Source organism: Paenibacillus sp. JT31N11, from assembly GCF_056269285.1.
This window is the reverse complement of record NZ_JBWDNQ010000012.1, coordinates 66,729-83,087: the sequence shown is the minus strand read 5'-3', so window position 1 is coordinate 83,087 and position 16,359 is coordinate 66,729. Positions and strand designations below refer to the sequence as shown.

Annotated in this window: 12 protein-coding genes; 2 read left to right on the top strand and 10 right to left on the bottom strand. The window is 50.4% G+C overall.

Annotated features, from left to right (window positions below):
• Positions 1 to 190: 190 nt before the first annotated feature.
• A complete protein-coding gene (locus tag AC0YNV_RS30160; RefSeq protein ID WP_210044830.1) occupies positions 191 to 721 on the bottom strand; it encodes a chromate transporter in 531 nt (176 codons plus the stop codon).
• Between the two features lie 33 nt (positions 722 to 754).
• Positions 755 to 1,390 carry a chromate transporter gene (locus tag AC0YNV_RS30155; RefSeq protein ID WP_475771330.1) on the bottom strand — a complete coding sequence of 212 codons (636 nt, stop codon included), beginning with the start codon at positions 1,388 to 1,390 and terminating at the stop codon, positions 755 to 757.
• A 289-nt stretch (positions 1,391 to 1,679) separates the two neighbouring features.
• On the opposite strand from AC0YNV_RS30155, the gene AC0YNV_RS30150 reads away from it, so the two are divergent.
• Entirely contained in the window at positions 1,680 to 2,882 is a 1,203-nt protein-coding gene (locus AC0YNV_RS30150) for an ROK family protein (protein ID WP_475771329.1), read from the top strand.
• A gap of 143 nt (positions 2,883 to 3,025) precedes the next feature.
• On the opposite strand, the gene AC0YNV_RS30145 is transcribed toward AC0YNV_RS30150, so the two are convergent.
• The 7 genes from AC0YNV_RS30145 to AC0YNV_RS30115 form a co-directional block, all read right to left on the bottom strand.
• Complete coding sequence (locus AC0YNV_RS30145; RefSeq protein ID WP_475771328.1) at positions 3,026 to 4,570, bottom strand: sulfatase; 1,545 nt, start codon at positions 4,568 to 4,570, stop codon at positions 3,026 to 3,028.
• 30 nt (positions 4,571 to 4,600) lie between these two features.
• On the bottom strand, positions 4,601 to 6,976 hold the full coding sequence (locus tag AC0YNV_RS30140) for a helix-turn-helix domain-containing protein (protein WP_475771327.1): 2,376 nt from the start codon (positions 6,974 to 6,976) through the stop codon (positions 4,601 to 4,603).
• Between the two features lie 160 nt (positions 6,977 to 7,136).
• On the bottom strand, positions 7,137 to 8,660 hold the full coding sequence (locus AC0YNV_RS30135) for an extracellular solute-binding protein (RefSeq protein WP_475771326.1): 1,524 nt from the start codon (positions 8,658 to 8,660) through the stop codon (positions 7,137 to 7,139).
• Between the two features lie 38 nt (positions 8,661 to 8,698).
• Positions 8,699 to 9,571, bottom strand: a complete 873-nt coding sequence (locus tag AC0YNV_RS30130; protein WP_475771325.1) for a carbohydrate ABC transporter permease — start codon at positions 9,569 to 9,571, stop codon at positions 8,699 to 8,701.
• On the bottom strand, positions 9,572 to 10,480 hold the full coding sequence (locus AC0YNV_RS30125) for an ABC transporter permease (protein ID WP_475771324.1): 909 nt from the start codon (positions 10,478 to 10,480) through the stop codon (positions 9,572 to 9,574). It lies immediately after the preceding gene.
• Positions 10,481 to 10,726: 246 nt separating this feature from the next.
• The gene (locus tag AC0YNV_RS30120) at positions 10,727 to 11,185 is read right to left on the bottom strand and encodes a hypothetical protein (RefSeq protein WP_475771323.1); all 459 of its coding nucleotides are present in this window, start codon (positions 11,183 to 11,185) and stop codon (positions 10,727 to 10,729) included.
• A gap of 126 nt (positions 11,186 to 11,311) precedes the next feature.
• On the bottom strand, positions 11,312 to 11,626 hold the full coding sequence (locus AC0YNV_RS30115; protein ID WP_475771322.1) for an antibiotic biosynthesis monooxygenase family protein: 315 nt from the start codon (positions 11,624 to 11,626) through the stop codon (positions 11,312 to 11,314).
• A 471-nt stretch (positions 11,627 to 12,097) separates the two neighbouring features.
• On the opposite strand from AC0YNV_RS30115, the gene AC0YNV_RS30110 reads away from it, so the two are divergent.
• On the top strand, positions 12,098 to 12,985 hold the full coding sequence (locus tag AC0YNV_RS30110) for a hypothetical protein (protein WP_475771321.1): 888 nt from the start codon (positions 12,098 to 12,100) through the stop codon (positions 12,983 to 12,985).
• Between the two features lie 134 nt (positions 12,986 to 13,119).
• On the opposite strand, the gene AC0YNV_RS30105 is transcribed toward AC0YNV_RS30110, so the two are convergent.
• A complete protein-coding gene (locus AC0YNV_RS30105; RefSeq protein WP_475771320.1) occupies positions 13,120 to 16,350 on the bottom strand; it encodes a CheR family methyltransferase in 3,231 nt (1,076 codons plus the stop codon).
• Positions 16,351 to 16,359 lie beyond the last annotated feature (9 nt).

The following is a 16,359-nucleotide window of genomic DNA, read 5'->3' as shown; positions in this document are numbered from 1 at the left end:
CCTAAAGTCAGAGGATTCTTCAGGAGTGTGGACCGTGCCGCTTGTCGATCAAGCCATCCAGAATAACGTGTACAAAAACACATAATTATGGCGTACAGCAGCATAATAAATCGTATTAATAACTCCCGTGCAGATAAAATCAAAAAAAGCATCGTCCGCCCTAACAAGCAGCAGCGATACTTTAATTGAATTAGAACAATATAATTCCGGCGGCCCCGGCAGCCATGATGACCATAATGGGATGGAGTTTGTATTTCAGCAGGAGATATAAGCATCCGGCGCAGATCAGGAGCGTGCAAACCGTCACCCAGGTGAAGCCCGTCTCGCCGTCCGGAAACCCGAAATGGATGGCGGCGAATACTATCAATCCCGTAATAACGGGCCGTAATCCGTAAAATGAGGATTTTACCCACTGATTATGCTGCAGCCGGAAGAAAAAAGCCGCCATCAGCACAACCACGGTGAGAGACGGAAGCACCATCCCCAAAGTGGAGGCGGCGGCTCCCAGGATGCCGGCTGATTTGTAGCCGATCAAGGTGGCCGTGTTGGTAGCAATCGGACCGGGCGCCATGCCTGCCAGCGACACGGCTTGCTGAAAATCGCCGCCCGTCATCCACTGATGAGCCGATACCTCGAATTGAATCATGGGGATCACCGCGTAACCGCCGCCGAAGGAAACCAGACCTATTTTCAAAAATGTGATAAACAGCCCCCAAATCATTCCTTCATCCCTCCCTTTTAAACCATGTCGCTCTTAGATGTAATATTCAAGGTAAACCGGCTCCGGCTTCTGAGCTTCCGAGGACGTTTTCTCCGTATTCGTCTTAAGTCCCATCAATCTCTTCATCTGTATAAGCACAATCCCTCCCAGCAGTCCGCAAACAATGATATACAAGGGATTGATATTCGCAAACAGAAACATAAGTGCAGCAATCGATACGAATGTCGTCGCAGCGTCAAAAACGGACGTTTTGAGCATTCTGTAGGCGGCCATGAGGATGAGCGCGACGACGGCGCCATGTATCCCCTTCAAAGCCGCCTCGACCTTCGGATTATCGTTAAAATATAAATAGAACAGGCTGAGTATAATAACGATCAGAAAAGTAGGGAACGTCACGCCCATAACCGCCGCAACCGCTCCCGGGAAGCCGGCCTTCCGAAAGCCCACGAAAGCCGCCGCGTTGACGCCGACCCCGCCCGGAGCAGAACCGGCAAGGGATATCATATCGGTCATGTCCGCCTTGTCGATCCACTTCTTCCTCCCGACAATCTCACGCTCAATGACCGGCATCATGGCATAACCGCCACCGAAAGTCGATGGTCCAATCCGAAAAAATACCCAAAACAGCTGTAGGAGGATTCCCAGTCGTTCTTTCCAAGCCTGCGCCATTGTTTTACCCTCTTTCAATCGCTTTTCTCTATTTTATCACATTTATTTCATTTTGGATTTATCTAATCGGCAAATGGGTTATAAATTCATTTTATAGCTAATTAAAGGTTTATTTAATAGGTATCCCTTAGCTTCAATTTGCCAAATTCCGATTAATCACCTTCATTTAATTCATTATGGCTTAAAGTTAGGCGGGCGAATTTGACTGCGATAGCGGAAGGCATTCTATTCGGGTATAATCAGAATTATATATTTACGATTATAATACTTGTGTAAGTAGGGATTAACGATGAAGAACAAACCCGAGAGAGCTGTTCCTTCGCATAAAAAGCTTATTTACACCGAGGTGGCCGAGCGGGGGACCGTTTCCAAGGCGGATTTATTAACGTCGAGCAAGCTTACAAGCAGCACGTTAACACGTTTATTGGATGATATGGTGGCGGAAGGGCTGATTCAGGAAACCGGACGGGGTCCTTCCAATGGCGGAAGGCGGCCCATTCTTTATCAGATCAGAGCGGATTACGGCTATATTTTCGGGCTGGATATTTCCAGGATCTCCTCGACACTCGGCTTATTCGACATGCAGATGAACCCGAAGTCGCTCGTCCGCTGGCGCATGGATGAGGCCATGACACCGGAGAGAACGGTCGAATACGTGGCCCGTCTCATGCAGGATATCTTGAGGGATCACCAGATCGGGCCCAATCAAATCCTAGGCATGGGCATCGGGGCTGTCGGGCCCCTGGACCGGACTAACGGCATGATTCTAAGCCCGCTTTATTTTCCGGCCAGAGGCTGGACCCAGGTTCCAATTTGCCGTATGTTCGAGCAGGCAGCCGGGGTCAGGAGCACGCTTGAGAACGGGGCGAATATGGCCCTGGTTGGCGAGCAGTGGTCGATGCGCCATGAGAATGTCCAGCATGCTCTTTATATCCACGCCGGCGTGAGCCTGCGTTCGGCTATGATGTCTTATGGCCGGATCGTCCATGGAACAGTCGATATGGAAGGATCGATCGGGCAAATGATTATTCAAACGGACGGGCCCAGGCTTCATCCTTCCGGAAATTATGGGGCTCTTGAAGCATTGGCCTCCGTGCAGGCTCTGGAGAAGCAAGCCAGAGCCCGGGCGAAAATGGGCGATGATGCGCTCCTCCTGCAATACCGGATCACACCTGAACAGCTAAACTTCGATATCCTGGTGCAGGCCTTGTCATCCGACAACCCTTCCGTCCGGGAAATGTTCCACCAATCCGCCGTTTATTTTGGCGTGGGACTTGCCAATCTGATTAATATTTTTCTTCCGGAGCAGGTCATCCTGGGCGGCGCTCTGATTAATTCCAACCCCATGTATTATCAGACCGCGACGGAGATTGCCAGGCAAAACACGTATAATTATCCAGCCTATGAGCCCAGGTTCTCGAAAGGCCAGCTGAAGGAGGATGCGGTTGTTACCGGGGCCGCCCTGATCGTAAGGAACAGTATGGAGCTGTAAGGATCAGTACGCAAGACGAAAGGCCCCAAGAATTGTTCCCCGGGCCTTTCAGGATTTTTTTAAATGGGCTGTCCGGTTAGTCCGCAAGCAATTCTGTGCCATGGTGGCTTTTGAGCACTTTCCCCGAATGCCGCCCAGCTCCTTTACGTTGTTCCTCCAGTTTCTGCGTCCTGCCGTCTTCTCCGTTCCTTCTCCCGGATTACTTCCTCTGCTGTAACGATTCCGTCCACCGGTATCCCTAACCGTTCGAACTGCTCAAGTGGTGCGTCATTGTCCCTCATCAGTCCGGCCAGCAATCCAACCATTCGCGCTTCGACCTCCGGATCGTCCATAACCGTCTCCTGCTTCGGGTCTTGACTCAGATCAAACAATAGATCTCCATATTGGTAAGGATTGACGAATGTATGGCCCGGAATTTTCATCACTTTACACTCCTTGGTAAAGGAGAACGGCGCCTGAAGCTCCAGACCTTCGAATTCCCCGGGAGCAAACATCCGGTTCATATGGGTCGGCATCAGCGTATACTCGTACAGCGGCCGGTTGCCGGCATCCTTCGGCCCTCTCATATATACATACCGCCCGTCCGTGCAATTGACATGGCCGCCATGGATCCCGAACAGTGCTGCTTCCCGGATTGCACTGCCCTGAACGACTGCCTCATTGATCGGCCTCCCCTGCATGTCCGCCGGCAGATCGGCGCCGAAGAAGTCAAGCAGCGTCGCAGGCAGATCGATCGTCTGCACCAGCGCATCGGAACGCCGGTTATGTTGTCCGCTTCTGGGGTCCCACAAGAACAGCGGAATATTCACGATTTCGTTATAGAACGGTTGAATATTTTTCCCCCACCACTGATGCTCCCCGAGCAGGAAGCCATGATCCGTATTGACGATCAGCAGCGTATCTTCCCATAGATTGAGACGGTCGAACGTGTCCAGCACCCTGCCCAGATGCGCATCGCACATGCTGACCAGCGCGGCATACTCGAAGATAGCGTGCTGCACCTCCTCCGGCTGCTCCTTGACCCTCCCATAATCCGGCCAGTCAAAATGCTTGCTGATCGGGGAGTGGGGATACAAATCCTTGTACTTCTGCTGCGTAAAATAAGGCTCATGCGGATCGAACGCTTCGATTTGCAGGAACCAGCGGTCCTGATCGTGATTCCGCTCCATGAACTCGATGCCCCGGTCGACCGTAACCGCGAGCGGCTGCTTCTCTTCGGCATCCAGGTACTGGCGGTTGACCCAGTCCTGCCGCCATAAATCGCCGGTCCGTCCGCTCAGGCTCTCCGGTATTTCCGGATTCCCCACATGTCCTTTCCAGGGGTCTCCCTCCTGCCCCCGCGCATATTCCCAGGTGTTATAACGGGTATGGTAGGTGGCGCCTCCATCCTCGAAATAATGCGTATGGTCGGTTGTGAGATGGGTATATACCCCGCTCTTCCTCAGGCACTCGATCATCGAATCGTCGAAGGGCTCAAGCGGCCCCCAGCTTCTGTGCAGGAAGCTGCAGCGGCCTGTCTGTAAATCCCTTCTTGCCGGCATACACGGAAGACTTCCCGAGTAGCACCGGTCGAACGTAACGGAGCGCTCGGCCAGTCTTTGGAAATTCGGCGTATGAACCCAATCGCATCCATACGGGGCCAGCATATGCCGGTTCAATGAGTCAAACATCAACATGACGGCTTTCATATCAGGAATGCCTCCTTTTGATCAAGCGGTTTACAGCTTGTGCCTCTGCCCCTCATCCTGCATCATTTCCCTGTACCGGCTAGGGGTGATGCCCTCGCTCTTCTTGAAAATGCGGTTGAAGTAGGTCGGCTGATAGCCGACCATCTCCGCGATATCATTGATTTTGCTGTCTGTTTCGAGGAGCAGCTGCTTCGACTTGTTAAGACGGACGTCGGTTACATAGGTTACAAAGTTGATGCCGGTTATCTTCTTAAAGGCTTTGCTCAGCGTAAGCGGAGTCAGCTCATGCTCATCCGCCAGCATGTCGAGCGAGAGATCCGCATTGCCATACCGGCTGTGGATCGTCTCCACAATCCGCTCAATCGTCAGCTTCAACCGGCTGTCCTGATCCTCGGATTCCTGTCTGATTTTCCGGATGTACGGGCTGATGACCCGCTCTCTGAGCAGAGCTGCGATCTCTGAGGTTTCAATGCCTCTATCCAGCTCCTCCTGGAGACTGAAGGGCTCTGTTTCAAAAGGGTTGTAGCCCGCCTTCAGCATTCCGAATCTAAGGTTGCCCAGCAGCTGCAGAAGCCCCTGCTGAAACAGATATTCCTTCGTCGTATTGGCCTCCAGCTCACTGCAGAACGTCTCCAGAACCTGGGCGGCCAGCTTCTCGTCCAAATTGCGGATGGCCTGCATCAGCTCGGATTCTGCTGCAAAAGGGTAGCGTATCCCATCGTTTAGCTGCGGCATAAAATCCTCCGCTTGAATGACCTGCTTGGAATCGTATAAATTCCGATAGCGGACAAGCCGGTTCACTTCCTCCCATGCCTGCGGGATTTCGGTCACGGTCTCTATCCGACGGCTGATGCATAACGTAGTGGGCATCTGCAGAAATTGGTAAATGATATCCACCAGCCTCTCGGCAAGAAGCTGCAAATCGTTTCTTCTGCCATCGGGAGATTCATCCGGCGGATATTCCAGAATGACGCCAATGGAGAGATCGTGAAGATTGATAACCTCGCTCCGCAGTTCGCGATCCTTGAGCACTTCCTCCACCATGTTCACGGCTGCGAACGAGATAAGCTCCTGATCCCCTTTATGAAACCGCTCCTTGGACTGCGGCGATCCTGTCATCTGAATACCAAGAACGGCATACCCTGGCCGCTCTGTGTTCCAACCGAAAAGCTGCATCCTCTCCTTCAGCTCATCAGGCCTGGATAATTGAAAATGGCCCTGCAGCAGCTGAAGTAGGAAGCCTTCCTTCATCACCGGAAGCTGCTTCTGAAGACGATCCTCCAGCGCGCGGCTCTGGAAGTTCAAATGCTTCCACTGCTCCGTAATAAACTCAACCTCATCCGCCGTTTCGCTTCCAGGCGAGAGATGAATCCCGAACATTTTGTTTAAGGTATGAATGGGCTGATACAGCTTGCGGGACACCAGGAAAGCAACCGCAATAGCCAGAAGCAGCCCCGCCCCGCCGAATAAATAAACGAAATTGGAGGCTGCCACAACGGGAGAATTGATTTTTTCAAGCGAATCGACGCTCGCATAGGTCCAATATTTGCCCAACCGCTTGAAGACTGTGTAAGTGACGGAATACATGCTCCGGTCCGCTTCATAAATCAGAGAGCCGCCGGCCTTCCCGCTGCTGCCGATACGCTCTATCAACCCGCTTTGCAGCTGCAGCGATTGCGCCTTCTCCGTGGAGCTCCCAATCGGCTGCCCCGAATCGTCGAACAGGAACGCGGCGCTGTTCTCATCCAATGTCGAGCCGCTTAGCATCCGGGAAACCTGGCCCCGGTTCACCTGCACAAGCAGAGCGCCGAACGGTTCGACGTCGCTGCTCGCCGGCAATTGATAGACAAGCGTAAGCGTCTCTTTTCCCGAGCCGGTATTCGCTGCCGGGAGAAACCCCGGAAGCCAGAAGGCTGTTTGCGGATTATTCAATAATTCATGGAACCGCAGCTTGTCGTCATCCCCCAGGGCCAAGGTTCCACTGCTGTCCGAATATACGACGCCTGGACGATCCAAATAAATATCCGCCTGCTCGATTAACGGATTGGACTCCTTCAGGAGCAGCAGATTCGTATAGATACTGCGGATGAACTCGTAATCGTACTGAGTCTCCAGGTTCTTCAGCTTCAGTCCGAACTCCGGATTGAATGCCCACTGCGTGGCGGCTTTCTCCAGAAACGACAGTGAATCGTCCAGGCGCACCGCAGTCTGGGCTACCTGGTGCTGACGGGAGGAGAGCACCATTTTCTCCATCTGCCGGGTGCCGATCCACTTCACGCCGCTGCCCACAGCGATGGTGGGAAGGCAGATTGCCAATAGAACAAGGACGAGGCTTCTCCGGTAAAACCGTTTGCGAAACAGCGATGATATACGGAACGAATGAAAGGCGGCCTTCCAATTTTTCAAGTGCGATCTCTCCATTTTTTCGGCTCAAGCTAACGCCATTCTATCACCAAATCTCTGAACCCACCATGACCGCCAAGAAGAAACTGCGACGTCCTTTGGTGTCTCCAGGGCTGAAAATTGCCCTGCCCCGTCCCGTGAAGCTGTTTCGCAAAAGCAGTGCCTAGCTGCCTTGTCTCTTCTGATAATCTTCATTAAATTCGCTGATGATTTGCTGATACTGGGGATCCACCTTCAGATCGGCTGCATATTTGTCCCAAGCTTCAATGGATTCGCGGCCCAGGATGACTTTTACTTTCATATCCTGCGTGCGCTTGTCGTAATCGGCTCCGACCTTGTTGTACGTATCGGAGTTCAGACCGACGGACGGATTCGCCATGCCATCCTTGGCCTGCTCGTCGATGATGGACATGTTGCGCTTCAGGAAATCCTCCGGAATACCGGTCTGGTATGCGAAGGCGTACTTGTCGATGCTTTGGAAAATCGGGAAAATGACGCCGGTGTATTCTTTTGCTTTCTCCGTAAACAGGTACATGCCGTCCTTGACATGATAATGCTCGCCTTCAATCCCGAAGTTCGCCATGACGCTGCCTTCCTCTGTAGCTCCGTAATCCATGAAAGCCAGAATCTGCTTCATCTTCGCTTCCGGCACGGTCTTCGGAATGACCCAGAAGCCATATGCGCCGCTGCCCTTCGGAGCGAATTTCCCCTTGGGACCTTCCAGATAAGGCAGGTACAATAAATCCGCTTGCGGATTCGCCGCGCGCATTTGACCGGTAAGCAGCCAGGTCGGCTTGATCGCATCGGCGAATATTCCCGCTTTATTGGTCGTGATGCTTTCCCTTACCTGTGTATTCTTCAGCGTCGGGAAGTCAGCAGCCAGCAGGCCCTCCTTGTACACTTTGTTCAGCCACAGGAGAGCATCTCTCGTTCCCTGCTCGAACGTCGTATCGATCAGCTTGCCGCCTTGATCCTTCCACTTGCCGTAGTTTCCGTTCATGACATTCTCTACCCATGACAGGCTGCCCATATCCGTCTGCGTCACGTTGGCGGTCAGTCCTACCGTATCGTTCTTCCCGTTGCCGTCAGGATCCTTCTCCGTGATCGCTTTCATGACATTGTACATGTCATCCAGGGTTTTGGGCGGCTGGAGGCCCAGCTTATCGAGCCAGTCCTTGCGGACAATCGGCATTCCCTCCGTGCCGAAGAGCGGACGGACGAACGGGATTCCGTAATAGTTGCCGTTCAGGCTCGTGTTCTTCCAGCTTTCCTCCGGGAAGGCGCTCAAATTCTTGTAGTCCTTCAAGTAAGGCGTAAGATCCCAGAAAGCGCCCTGCTCGGCCATTTTCCTGACTTGTGCCTGATAGGGACTGCGGAGCAGCATCAATTCCGGCATGTCGCCCGATGCCAGCGTCACATTCGTCTTGTCGGTAAAGTTGTTGGACGATACCCATGTAATGTTCAGCTTCGTATTCGTTTTCTTCTCGATTTCCTGACGGATCGGATCCTGGTCGCTTGGCGGCTCCGGACTGAAATAGTCCGACATAATGCTGATTTCGACCGGTTTGCTGCTGCTTTCCCCGTTTGCTGCCTGGTTCTCCTGATTTCCGTTCTGGCCGCAAGCAGCCAGTAATAATGCCATGATGATTACACATGAGAGCATTGTGATCCTGCTCTTTCCTGCCATGGATGACTCCTCCTCTATTGTTTCTATTGTATAGGATCTCATTCCTTCACGGAGCTGATCATGGCTCCTTTTGCAAAATGCTTCTGCAGGAATGGATATACCATAAGAATGGGGACAGTGGCCACGACGACCGCCGCCATCTTGATCGTCTCGCTCGGCAGCTGCAAATCGTTGCCCAACGCCATCGAACCTCCCATCGAGGTCGATGAATCGACGATCATGTTGCGCAGCAGCATTTGCAAGGGCCACTTCGTATAGTCGTTGATATACAGCATCGCGTTAAAAAAAGTGTTCCAATACCCCACCGCGAAGAACAGGCCAAAGGCCACCATGGACGGTATGGACAGCGGCAGAATGATTCTCATCCATACGCCGATTTCATTGCACCCGTCGATGGTCGCAGCCTCCTGCAGCGCATCCGGGATACTGTCGTAAAAGCCCTTCATCAGAAGTACGAACCAGCCGCTGGTCATGACCGGAATGATCAGGGACCAGATGCTGTTGATCATGCCGAGCTCCTTGACAAGCAGATAGTCAGGGATAATGCCCGCTTGGAAAAGCGTGGTCAGCAGCACCAGCAGCATCAGGATCCTGCGGCCCTTCAGTCTCTTGCGCGACAGCGTATAAGCGAAGCTGGATGTCAGCAGCAGCGAAACCGCCGTGCCGGCAGTCGCCAGAATACCGCTGACACCGATCGCATTGACGAATGCTTTTGTGGAGAAAATGTATTGATACGAAAGCGTGCTCCAGGCTTGTGGAAACAGCACAAAACCTCTGTCGATATACTCCTGCGGGTCCGTGAACGACACGACAAATACATAGTAGAGCGGGAACAGGGTAACCAGCCCGATAATCGACAAAATGCCGGCATTGGCCGTAATGAACAAGCGGTCTCCCACGGTTGGCTTCATCTAATACACCCCTTCCTCGCCCATCTTCTTCGCAAACCGGTTAGCGGCAATTACCAGAATGAGGCCCGTGACCGATTTGAAGAATCCGATCGCCGTACTGTAGCTGAATTCACCCTGCTGGATACCGGCACGATAGACGTACGTATCGAAGACATCCGACACATCGGAAACAGCGCCATTCATCATCAGAAAGACCTGCTCGAAGCCGACATCCATTGTATGCCCAATCCGGAGGATCAGCAGAATAACGATGACGTTGCGGATGGATGGAAGCGTAATATGCCACATTTGGCGGAACCGGCCGGCCCCGTCCATCTTCGCCGCTTCATATAACTGCGGATCGGTACCCGCAATTGCCGCCAGGAACAGGATGGTCCCCCATCCGGCGTCCTTCCAGATGTTTTGAATCGTAAGGATGATCCAGAACAAACGCGGATTGGTCAAAAAGTCGATTTTCGCAAATCCCGCCGCGGCCAGCAATTCGTTGATCACACCCTCCGATTGGGAGAGCAGCAGAAAGGTGATGCCGACAATAATGACCCACGACAAAAAGTGGGGCATATACACGATGGTCTGGATCGTTTTCTTGAACCGTTGATTCCGCAGCTCGTTCAGCAGAATCGCCAGCACGATCGGGAGGGGAAAAAACAGAAACAGATTCATGAAGCTGATGGCCAATGTATTTCTGAACAGATTCAGAAAATCGGGATTGGAGAAGAAACGCTGAAAATGCTCAAGGCCCACCCACGGGCTTTGCAGGATGCCTTGATAGGGAGAATAATCCTTAAAGGCAATGCTGAGTCCCCATAAGGGCACGTATTTGAACATCAGAAAAAATAAAACCCCCGGCAGCGCCAAAATATATAAATACTTATCACGCTTCAACGAATACAGCCAACTGCTGGTCATGGTGCTCCTCCTCATCACGTTATAGCGCAATCATAGGAGAGAGCGGTTCTTGCCGGCAATCATACATTTCTCCCGGCCTGCAAGCCATGTCTTGCACTTTTTATCGCATTGGACTTTTCTCCCATGCCCGGAATTCTGCGATTGGATTGTTCCCTTCATTCCCCGGAGATCCGCTTCCATCCATACCAAAAAGCCCGACCGGAATCCATCCGGCCAGGCGGGCATCAGCGATTCTTCCCGCTGAAGTCAATCATTATAAATGACGGCTTTTCTGTTTCTTCGTAAAAAAGAAAGATGCAGCCGCAGCAGAATAATCCCGATGATATACACACCGGCTGAATACCAAAGCAGCCAGTGGATATAGGTCAAATAACCGACCCGCAAAGTTAACCATTCAAACGCAACGGATAGAAGCGTCCATCCGATCAGATAGTAGAAAAAATGCCGGCTGCTCTCTGGCATAAAATTCAGGATCAGTATTCCTACCGCCCCTGGAAAAATAGACTGGAGCACAACGGCCTGCCATTCTACGCCAGGGCCAAGCTGATTATAAAGTTTGAAGTAGAGGTCCAGCAATTGGTCAGCGGTACGTGTTGCAACCACCATAAACAACCATGTGCAGTACATTTCTTGCCGGGTCAGCCGTTTGGGCATAAACCAGACAACAAGAATGGCCAGGATTGTTGCGATTGTCATAAACAGCAAAATTCTGCACCTCATCTCCATTAACGCGGCTGTCTCATTAATTTCAAGTATGGTCAGATAACTTATTATTCATGCAGAAATAATCGCGAGACCCCTTCATCCAGGTCCTCCAGGACTGCTTCCCCGTTAAAAAGAATACTCCCTTTCAACTTTACAAATTTTAACCTTGTAATTTTGATACCATTCTTGCTTGCCCTTCTCCTGGGCGGCAAGGTGAGCCGGATTTTGCTTCCAGTTCCTTATTGCCTCCAGACTTTCCCAATAGGAGATTGTGATCCCGGCTCCCGAGGAATCCCGTACACTTTCCACCCCGATGAAACCAGGCTGTTGGCCAGCCAACTGCTCCATTTTATCAGCCATGATGCTGTATCCGTTATCCCCCTCTGTACGCTCACTTGAGAATATGACGGCATAATACGATCCGTTTGTTTCTGGAACCATTGCTATCATCTCCTTCTATTATAGATGTCAGTTGTATACGTCAGATTATACTACAAGAAACAGATCGGGGATCCTTAGATATCTATTGATTACCATTTAAAAGGAAATTAATATAGACAACATCTATACTAATATATATATTATTAGATTTTACTTAATAAAACCTTCTCATAGCGTTAACCTTTGGCTAACACTGCTCCCTTATGCTAAGACAGTACCGATTACAGCCTGTCCTGAAGGAGGGAATGCCCGCCGCCAAACCGGCAGATGTCCATTTATGAATGAAACCGCTTGAATTTATGGCATGGCACCGGCCGATCCGGCATTGGTACCGGCGTCAACAGCGTCTTCGCCTGATTCATGGAGAGCCGACCGGACAGTAAGCATTCCTGCCGACCGATCCGGCCAAGCCTTACAGCAGTAACAACAATGGGACGGGAAGCCCGCCCACAATCCAAGGAGGCATTTATAATGTTCGAACAAGGTCAATTCCGCCTGCTCAAAACCGCCAAATCTGCAATCCTCGCTGCCGCTCTGCTCAGCACGCTTACTCTGTCCTTCAACAGCCATCAGGCGTCAGCCGCTCCTTCACCGGCCGTTCCCGATTATGAAGTCAAATTGATGCTTAATCCAGGCGCTGTGCTCGACTCGAACCACGATCTGAGCAGCAGTGTGAGAAGCCATTTCGGTATGCCAAGCACAAAGACCAAGATGAGCACGGAATTTCTGGACTCGGACGATCAGGATCTGAACGCTGAAGGCTGGAACGTCCGGGTGCGTAAGATGGAAGATTTCGACGACAAGGAATTCGAATTGACCTACAAGAAGCGCTATCCGATTACAAATGGCAATATTGACGCCGCATTGGCGGCAGCAGCACTTGACGGCTTCGATGCCGGCGAGGACGATTACGACGCACAGGTTGATTGGGGCTATCAAAAGCAGACACTTAGCTTCAGCAACAAGAAGTCGGTCGATCAAGACGGGTATGACGGCATGGACAACCTCTCCAAGGACGATGCGATCGACATCGCGATTGATGAAGCTCCCGGCAAATTCGAAGACTGGAGCTCGAGCAATTGGGGCACCGATCTGCTCGAGGATGCCCATCTGTACGGACCGGTTGACGGCAAACGCTGGACCGGCACATGGAGCGGTGACGACATCGACATCGAAGTGTATGAAATCCTTCAAGCTGACGGAAGCGGCTATGATTATATTGCCGAAGCTTCATTCAAGACCGACAGCCGCACGGATGCCGCTTCGCTGAAAACGCAGCTCCAAAACGAGCTGACGCAGCAGGGCTGGTTCCTGGCCGGCGATGAATTGAAAACCCAAATGATTCTGGACCGCTACTAAACAATTTGCTCTTCCCCATAGCCTCATGCAAAGAAAGGGACGCCGAATAATCCGGCGTCCCTCTTTAATTGCCCGCTATGCATTTGTCGCGAAGCACGAATTCTGCCTTCCGCCAGTCACGGTTTTGAAGAAATTTAGCGCAGGCTAACCTCTACAAGAGTCCCTTTGTTCGATTTGCTTTTAATCGATATACTGCCGTGATGATTCTCAACAATTTTATAACATATCAACAAGCCTAACCCTAAGCCCTCTTCTTTCGTCGTGTAGAAGATATCCCCTAGCTTGGCCATCTCCTCCTCGCGAATACCGATGCCCGTATCGCTGAAGCTGACAATGACCGATTCATTCGCATCGACTTTCACCTTGATGAACAAATTTCCGCTTTCCGTCATAGCTTCGATGCCGTTCTTAAGAATATTGCTGAACACGAGTTTGATTTGATTGGGTACACACCGGACCAGGGGGATCTGATTCGCAAATTTCGTAATGATGTCCACGCCTTTTGCAGCGGCCTCCAGTTCATAGCGTAAAATCACATCCTGTAAAATGAGGATGAGATCCGTTTTCTCAAAATGCAGATTTTGAGGGCGGGCAAGAATGAGCAATTCATCGGTAATCGCTTCAATTTGTTCCAGTTCGGTGGACATGATTTCAATATGCTGTATTTTGGCTGAACCCGGCACAAGCATTTTCGTAAACCCCTTAAGCGTCGTTAACGGATTGCGTATCTCCTGTGCAATTCTCGCTGCCAGAAGGCTCACGGTCGTAAGCACCTCAGAGGTGTGCAAATCGGGCATTCTCGCATTCTTGAGCTCCGTAATGTCAATAAATGTGATAACAACTCCTTGATTGACAGAGTCAAACGTAAGAAAAGGCAGTATTTTCAAACGAAACCACTTACCGTCCAGGCTGCTCTGGATCTCTTTCTCTATCGTCACGCCCGCGAGAAGAACTTTATTCGCATCAGCCACCAATTGATCATATTTGAGATGCGGCGAGATCTCGGCGATGGACTGTCCTATAAGCAATTCTCCCAAATGAATCTCTTTGGTCATGGCAGGTGTAATTTTGCGGACAATCAATTTGGCATCCACAAAAACAGTCGCTACATTGGTGCTGTTGAAAAAGTTGGACATGTCCAGGTTCAAATCGGTCAATTCCTGAATCTTGAATTGGTACTCGTGATTCACCGCCAGCAATTCTTCGTTTCCCGATTGCAGCTCTTCATTGGTGCTTTGCAATTCCTCATTGGAAACGATCAATTCCTCGTTAGTCATACCGAGCTCTTCATTGGAGGTTTCCAGCTCTTCATTGGAAATTTGTAATTTGGCGTTGGCAGCCTGCAGAGATCGCTTGGCATTGACCAGTTCCCTGTCCAATTCATGGATGTACTGCTCGATCTCCGTTTCCGATTGAAGATTAATTGGAGCTTGAATCTCCATCTTGACGTGAACAGGAGCTTCTTCCTGCTGCATTTCCGCTTCTTCGAAAAAAAGGATCATCAATTTATCGTTGATCGTATCGACGTCAAACGACTTCGCCCTTATATGTATGGAGTGCCCCTTGAAGCTGTCTTTGATCGCAATATCCCGGTACACGACTTCCTTCAGTTCTTTTCTTACTTTATGCAGTACGGTTTCAATGATCACCGCCAAATATTCCGGCACCATTTTCAATAGATTATGGGTTGGCTTCCCCTTCGGGATGATAAGGAGTTGATTGGCATTGCCGTTGATATGGATAATGTCGTTGTTCTGATCGATAATAATGCATGCGCCTACATATTCTTCGATCAACCTCGCAGAAATTGTATCCAATTTATGAATTCGTTCATTTTCCCTTAATCTGGAGATTACTTTATTTTTGTGATTAAGCCTCTTCCTATTCTCTGTATTCTCCTGTCCGTATTCGCCAGGTGTGGATGTAGAAGATTTATGTTGATAAAGATTCCATTTGTTATCCAGGGATTTAAATAATTTCGTTAATTTCCCCAATGTCTCGCTGGGCCCCAGAAATAAGTAGGCCTCCGGCTTCAAGGAAAAATTAAACTGGGCTATCACTTTTTGCTGGATTTCGGGCTGCAAATAAATTAACAGATTGCGGCAAGAGACCAAATCCAGCTGAGTAAAAGGGGGATCATGAAGTAAATTATGCTGGGCAAAAATCACCATCTGCCGGATTTCTTTATTTATTTTATATTCATTTCCCTGGCTGGTGAAATAAGCCTGCAAATACTCCGGCGGTACATTTTTGGAGATGAATTCGGGGTAAATGCCTTTGCCTGCGAAGCGGATAGAATCCTGATCCACATCCGTCGCGAATATTTTGACTTCAAAAGTTTCTTCAATTTCCTCCATATATTTGGAGAAGAGGATCGCGAGCGAATATACCTCTTCACCGGTAGAGCAGCCCGCTACCCAGACCCGGATTTGTTTCTCAACCCCCTGCTGCTCGAAGATCGCAGGAAGCACCTTTTCATATAGAGCCGTATAGGCGCCCGGGTCCCGAAAAAATTGCGTCACCCCAATCAATAAATCCTTTTGCAGCGCGAGGACCTCATCCGAATGATGATATAAAAAATAGTTGTATGCCTTGAGATTATCGAGCTCCTGAATCCCCATCCGCCGTTGCAGACGCCGCATAATGCTGGCCTGCTTGTATATGGAGAAATCAACGCCCGAAGCTTGCTTCAGAATCGCAAACAAGGTTCTGAGCTCTTCGGCAATGGAGTCTTTGGTCTGATTCGTATAAAATCCGATATACTCCAGAATGTGCTGAGGCATATCCCCGGGAGCGAGAAAATAATCATTCCAGTCGACTTCCAGCTCTTTACCCGCGGAACGGATGGAGCTGACCGTGTTTTTTTCCTCCACCATCACCAGCCCGTTGGCTCTTGTGATCGCATCAATTCCCACTGCTCCGTCGACACCTTCCCGGGACAAGAGGATACAGATCGTATTGCTTCCAAAACTTTCGGCAAGCGACAGCATAAAGCGGTCGGCAGGCAAGAGCTGATTTTCAGCTTCAACGGAAGGATAGTTGTTTAGGAATATTTTCCACGAGCGGAATTTGAAATCCTGCTGAGGGGGCAGTAAATAAATACAATCCGGCCGGATTTCCATATTGTCTTCCGCATAAAAAATTTGCTTCTTTGTATGCTTGGAGAGCTGTGCCAGCGGAAAGTCTTTCGATTGTGCCCCATCGTGATGCGCAATAATATAGGAAAGACCGCGGATGAGATCCACATGCCGCAAAAATTGGACCAAACCCTCCAGCTTCCCTGGTGAAGCGGCGATGCCGACTACGCTAAATTCTTTTATCCGATCATTTGCAGAGTCACTCTCATGGTTTACGGTTGTTTCCATTAGGCATGA

Excerpts from the sequence above, each read along its gene's own strand:
- AC0YNV_RS30160 (WP_210044830.1), bottom strand. The coding sequence starts at position 721 with ATGATTTGGGGGCTGTTTATCACATTTTTGAAAATAGGTCTGGTTTCC.
- AC0YNV_RS30155 (WP_475771330.1), bottom strand. The coding sequence starts at position 1,390 with ATGGCGCAGGCTTGGAAAGAACGACTGGGAATCCTCCTACAGCTGTTT.
- AC0YNV_RS30150 (WP_475771329.1), top strand. The coding sequence starts at position 1,680 with ATGAAGAACAAACCCGAGAGAGCTGTTCCTTCGCATAAAAAGCTTATT.
- AC0YNV_RS30145 (WP_475771328.1), bottom strand. The coding sequence starts at position 4,570 with ATGAAAGCCGTCATGTTGATGTTTGACTCATTGAACCGGCATATGCTG.
- AC0YNV_RS30135 (WP_475771326.1), bottom strand. The coding sequence starts at position 8,660 with ATGGCAGGAAAGAGCAGGATCACAATGCTCTCATGTGTAATCATCATG.
- AC0YNV_RS30130 (WP_475771325.1), bottom strand. The coding sequence starts at position 9,571 with ATGAAGCCAACCGTGGGAGACCGCTTGTTCATTACGGCCAATGCCGGC.
- AC0YNV_RS30125 (WP_475771324.1), bottom strand. The coding sequence starts at position 10,480 with ATGACCAGCAGTTGGCTGTATTCGTTGAAGCGTGATAAGTATTTATAT.
- AC0YNV_RS30115 (WP_475771322.1), bottom strand. The coding sequence starts at position 11,626 with ATGGTTCCAGAAACAAACGGATCGTATTATGCCGTCATATTCTCAAGT.
- AC0YNV_RS30110 (WP_475771321.1), top strand. The coding sequence starts at position 12,098 with ATGTTCGAACAAGGTCAATTCCGCCTGCTCAAAACCGCCAAATCTGCA.
- AC0YNV_RS30105 (WP_475771320.1), bottom strand. The coding sequence starts at position 16,350 with ATGGAAACAACCGTAAACCATGAGAGTGACTCTGCAAATGATCGGATA.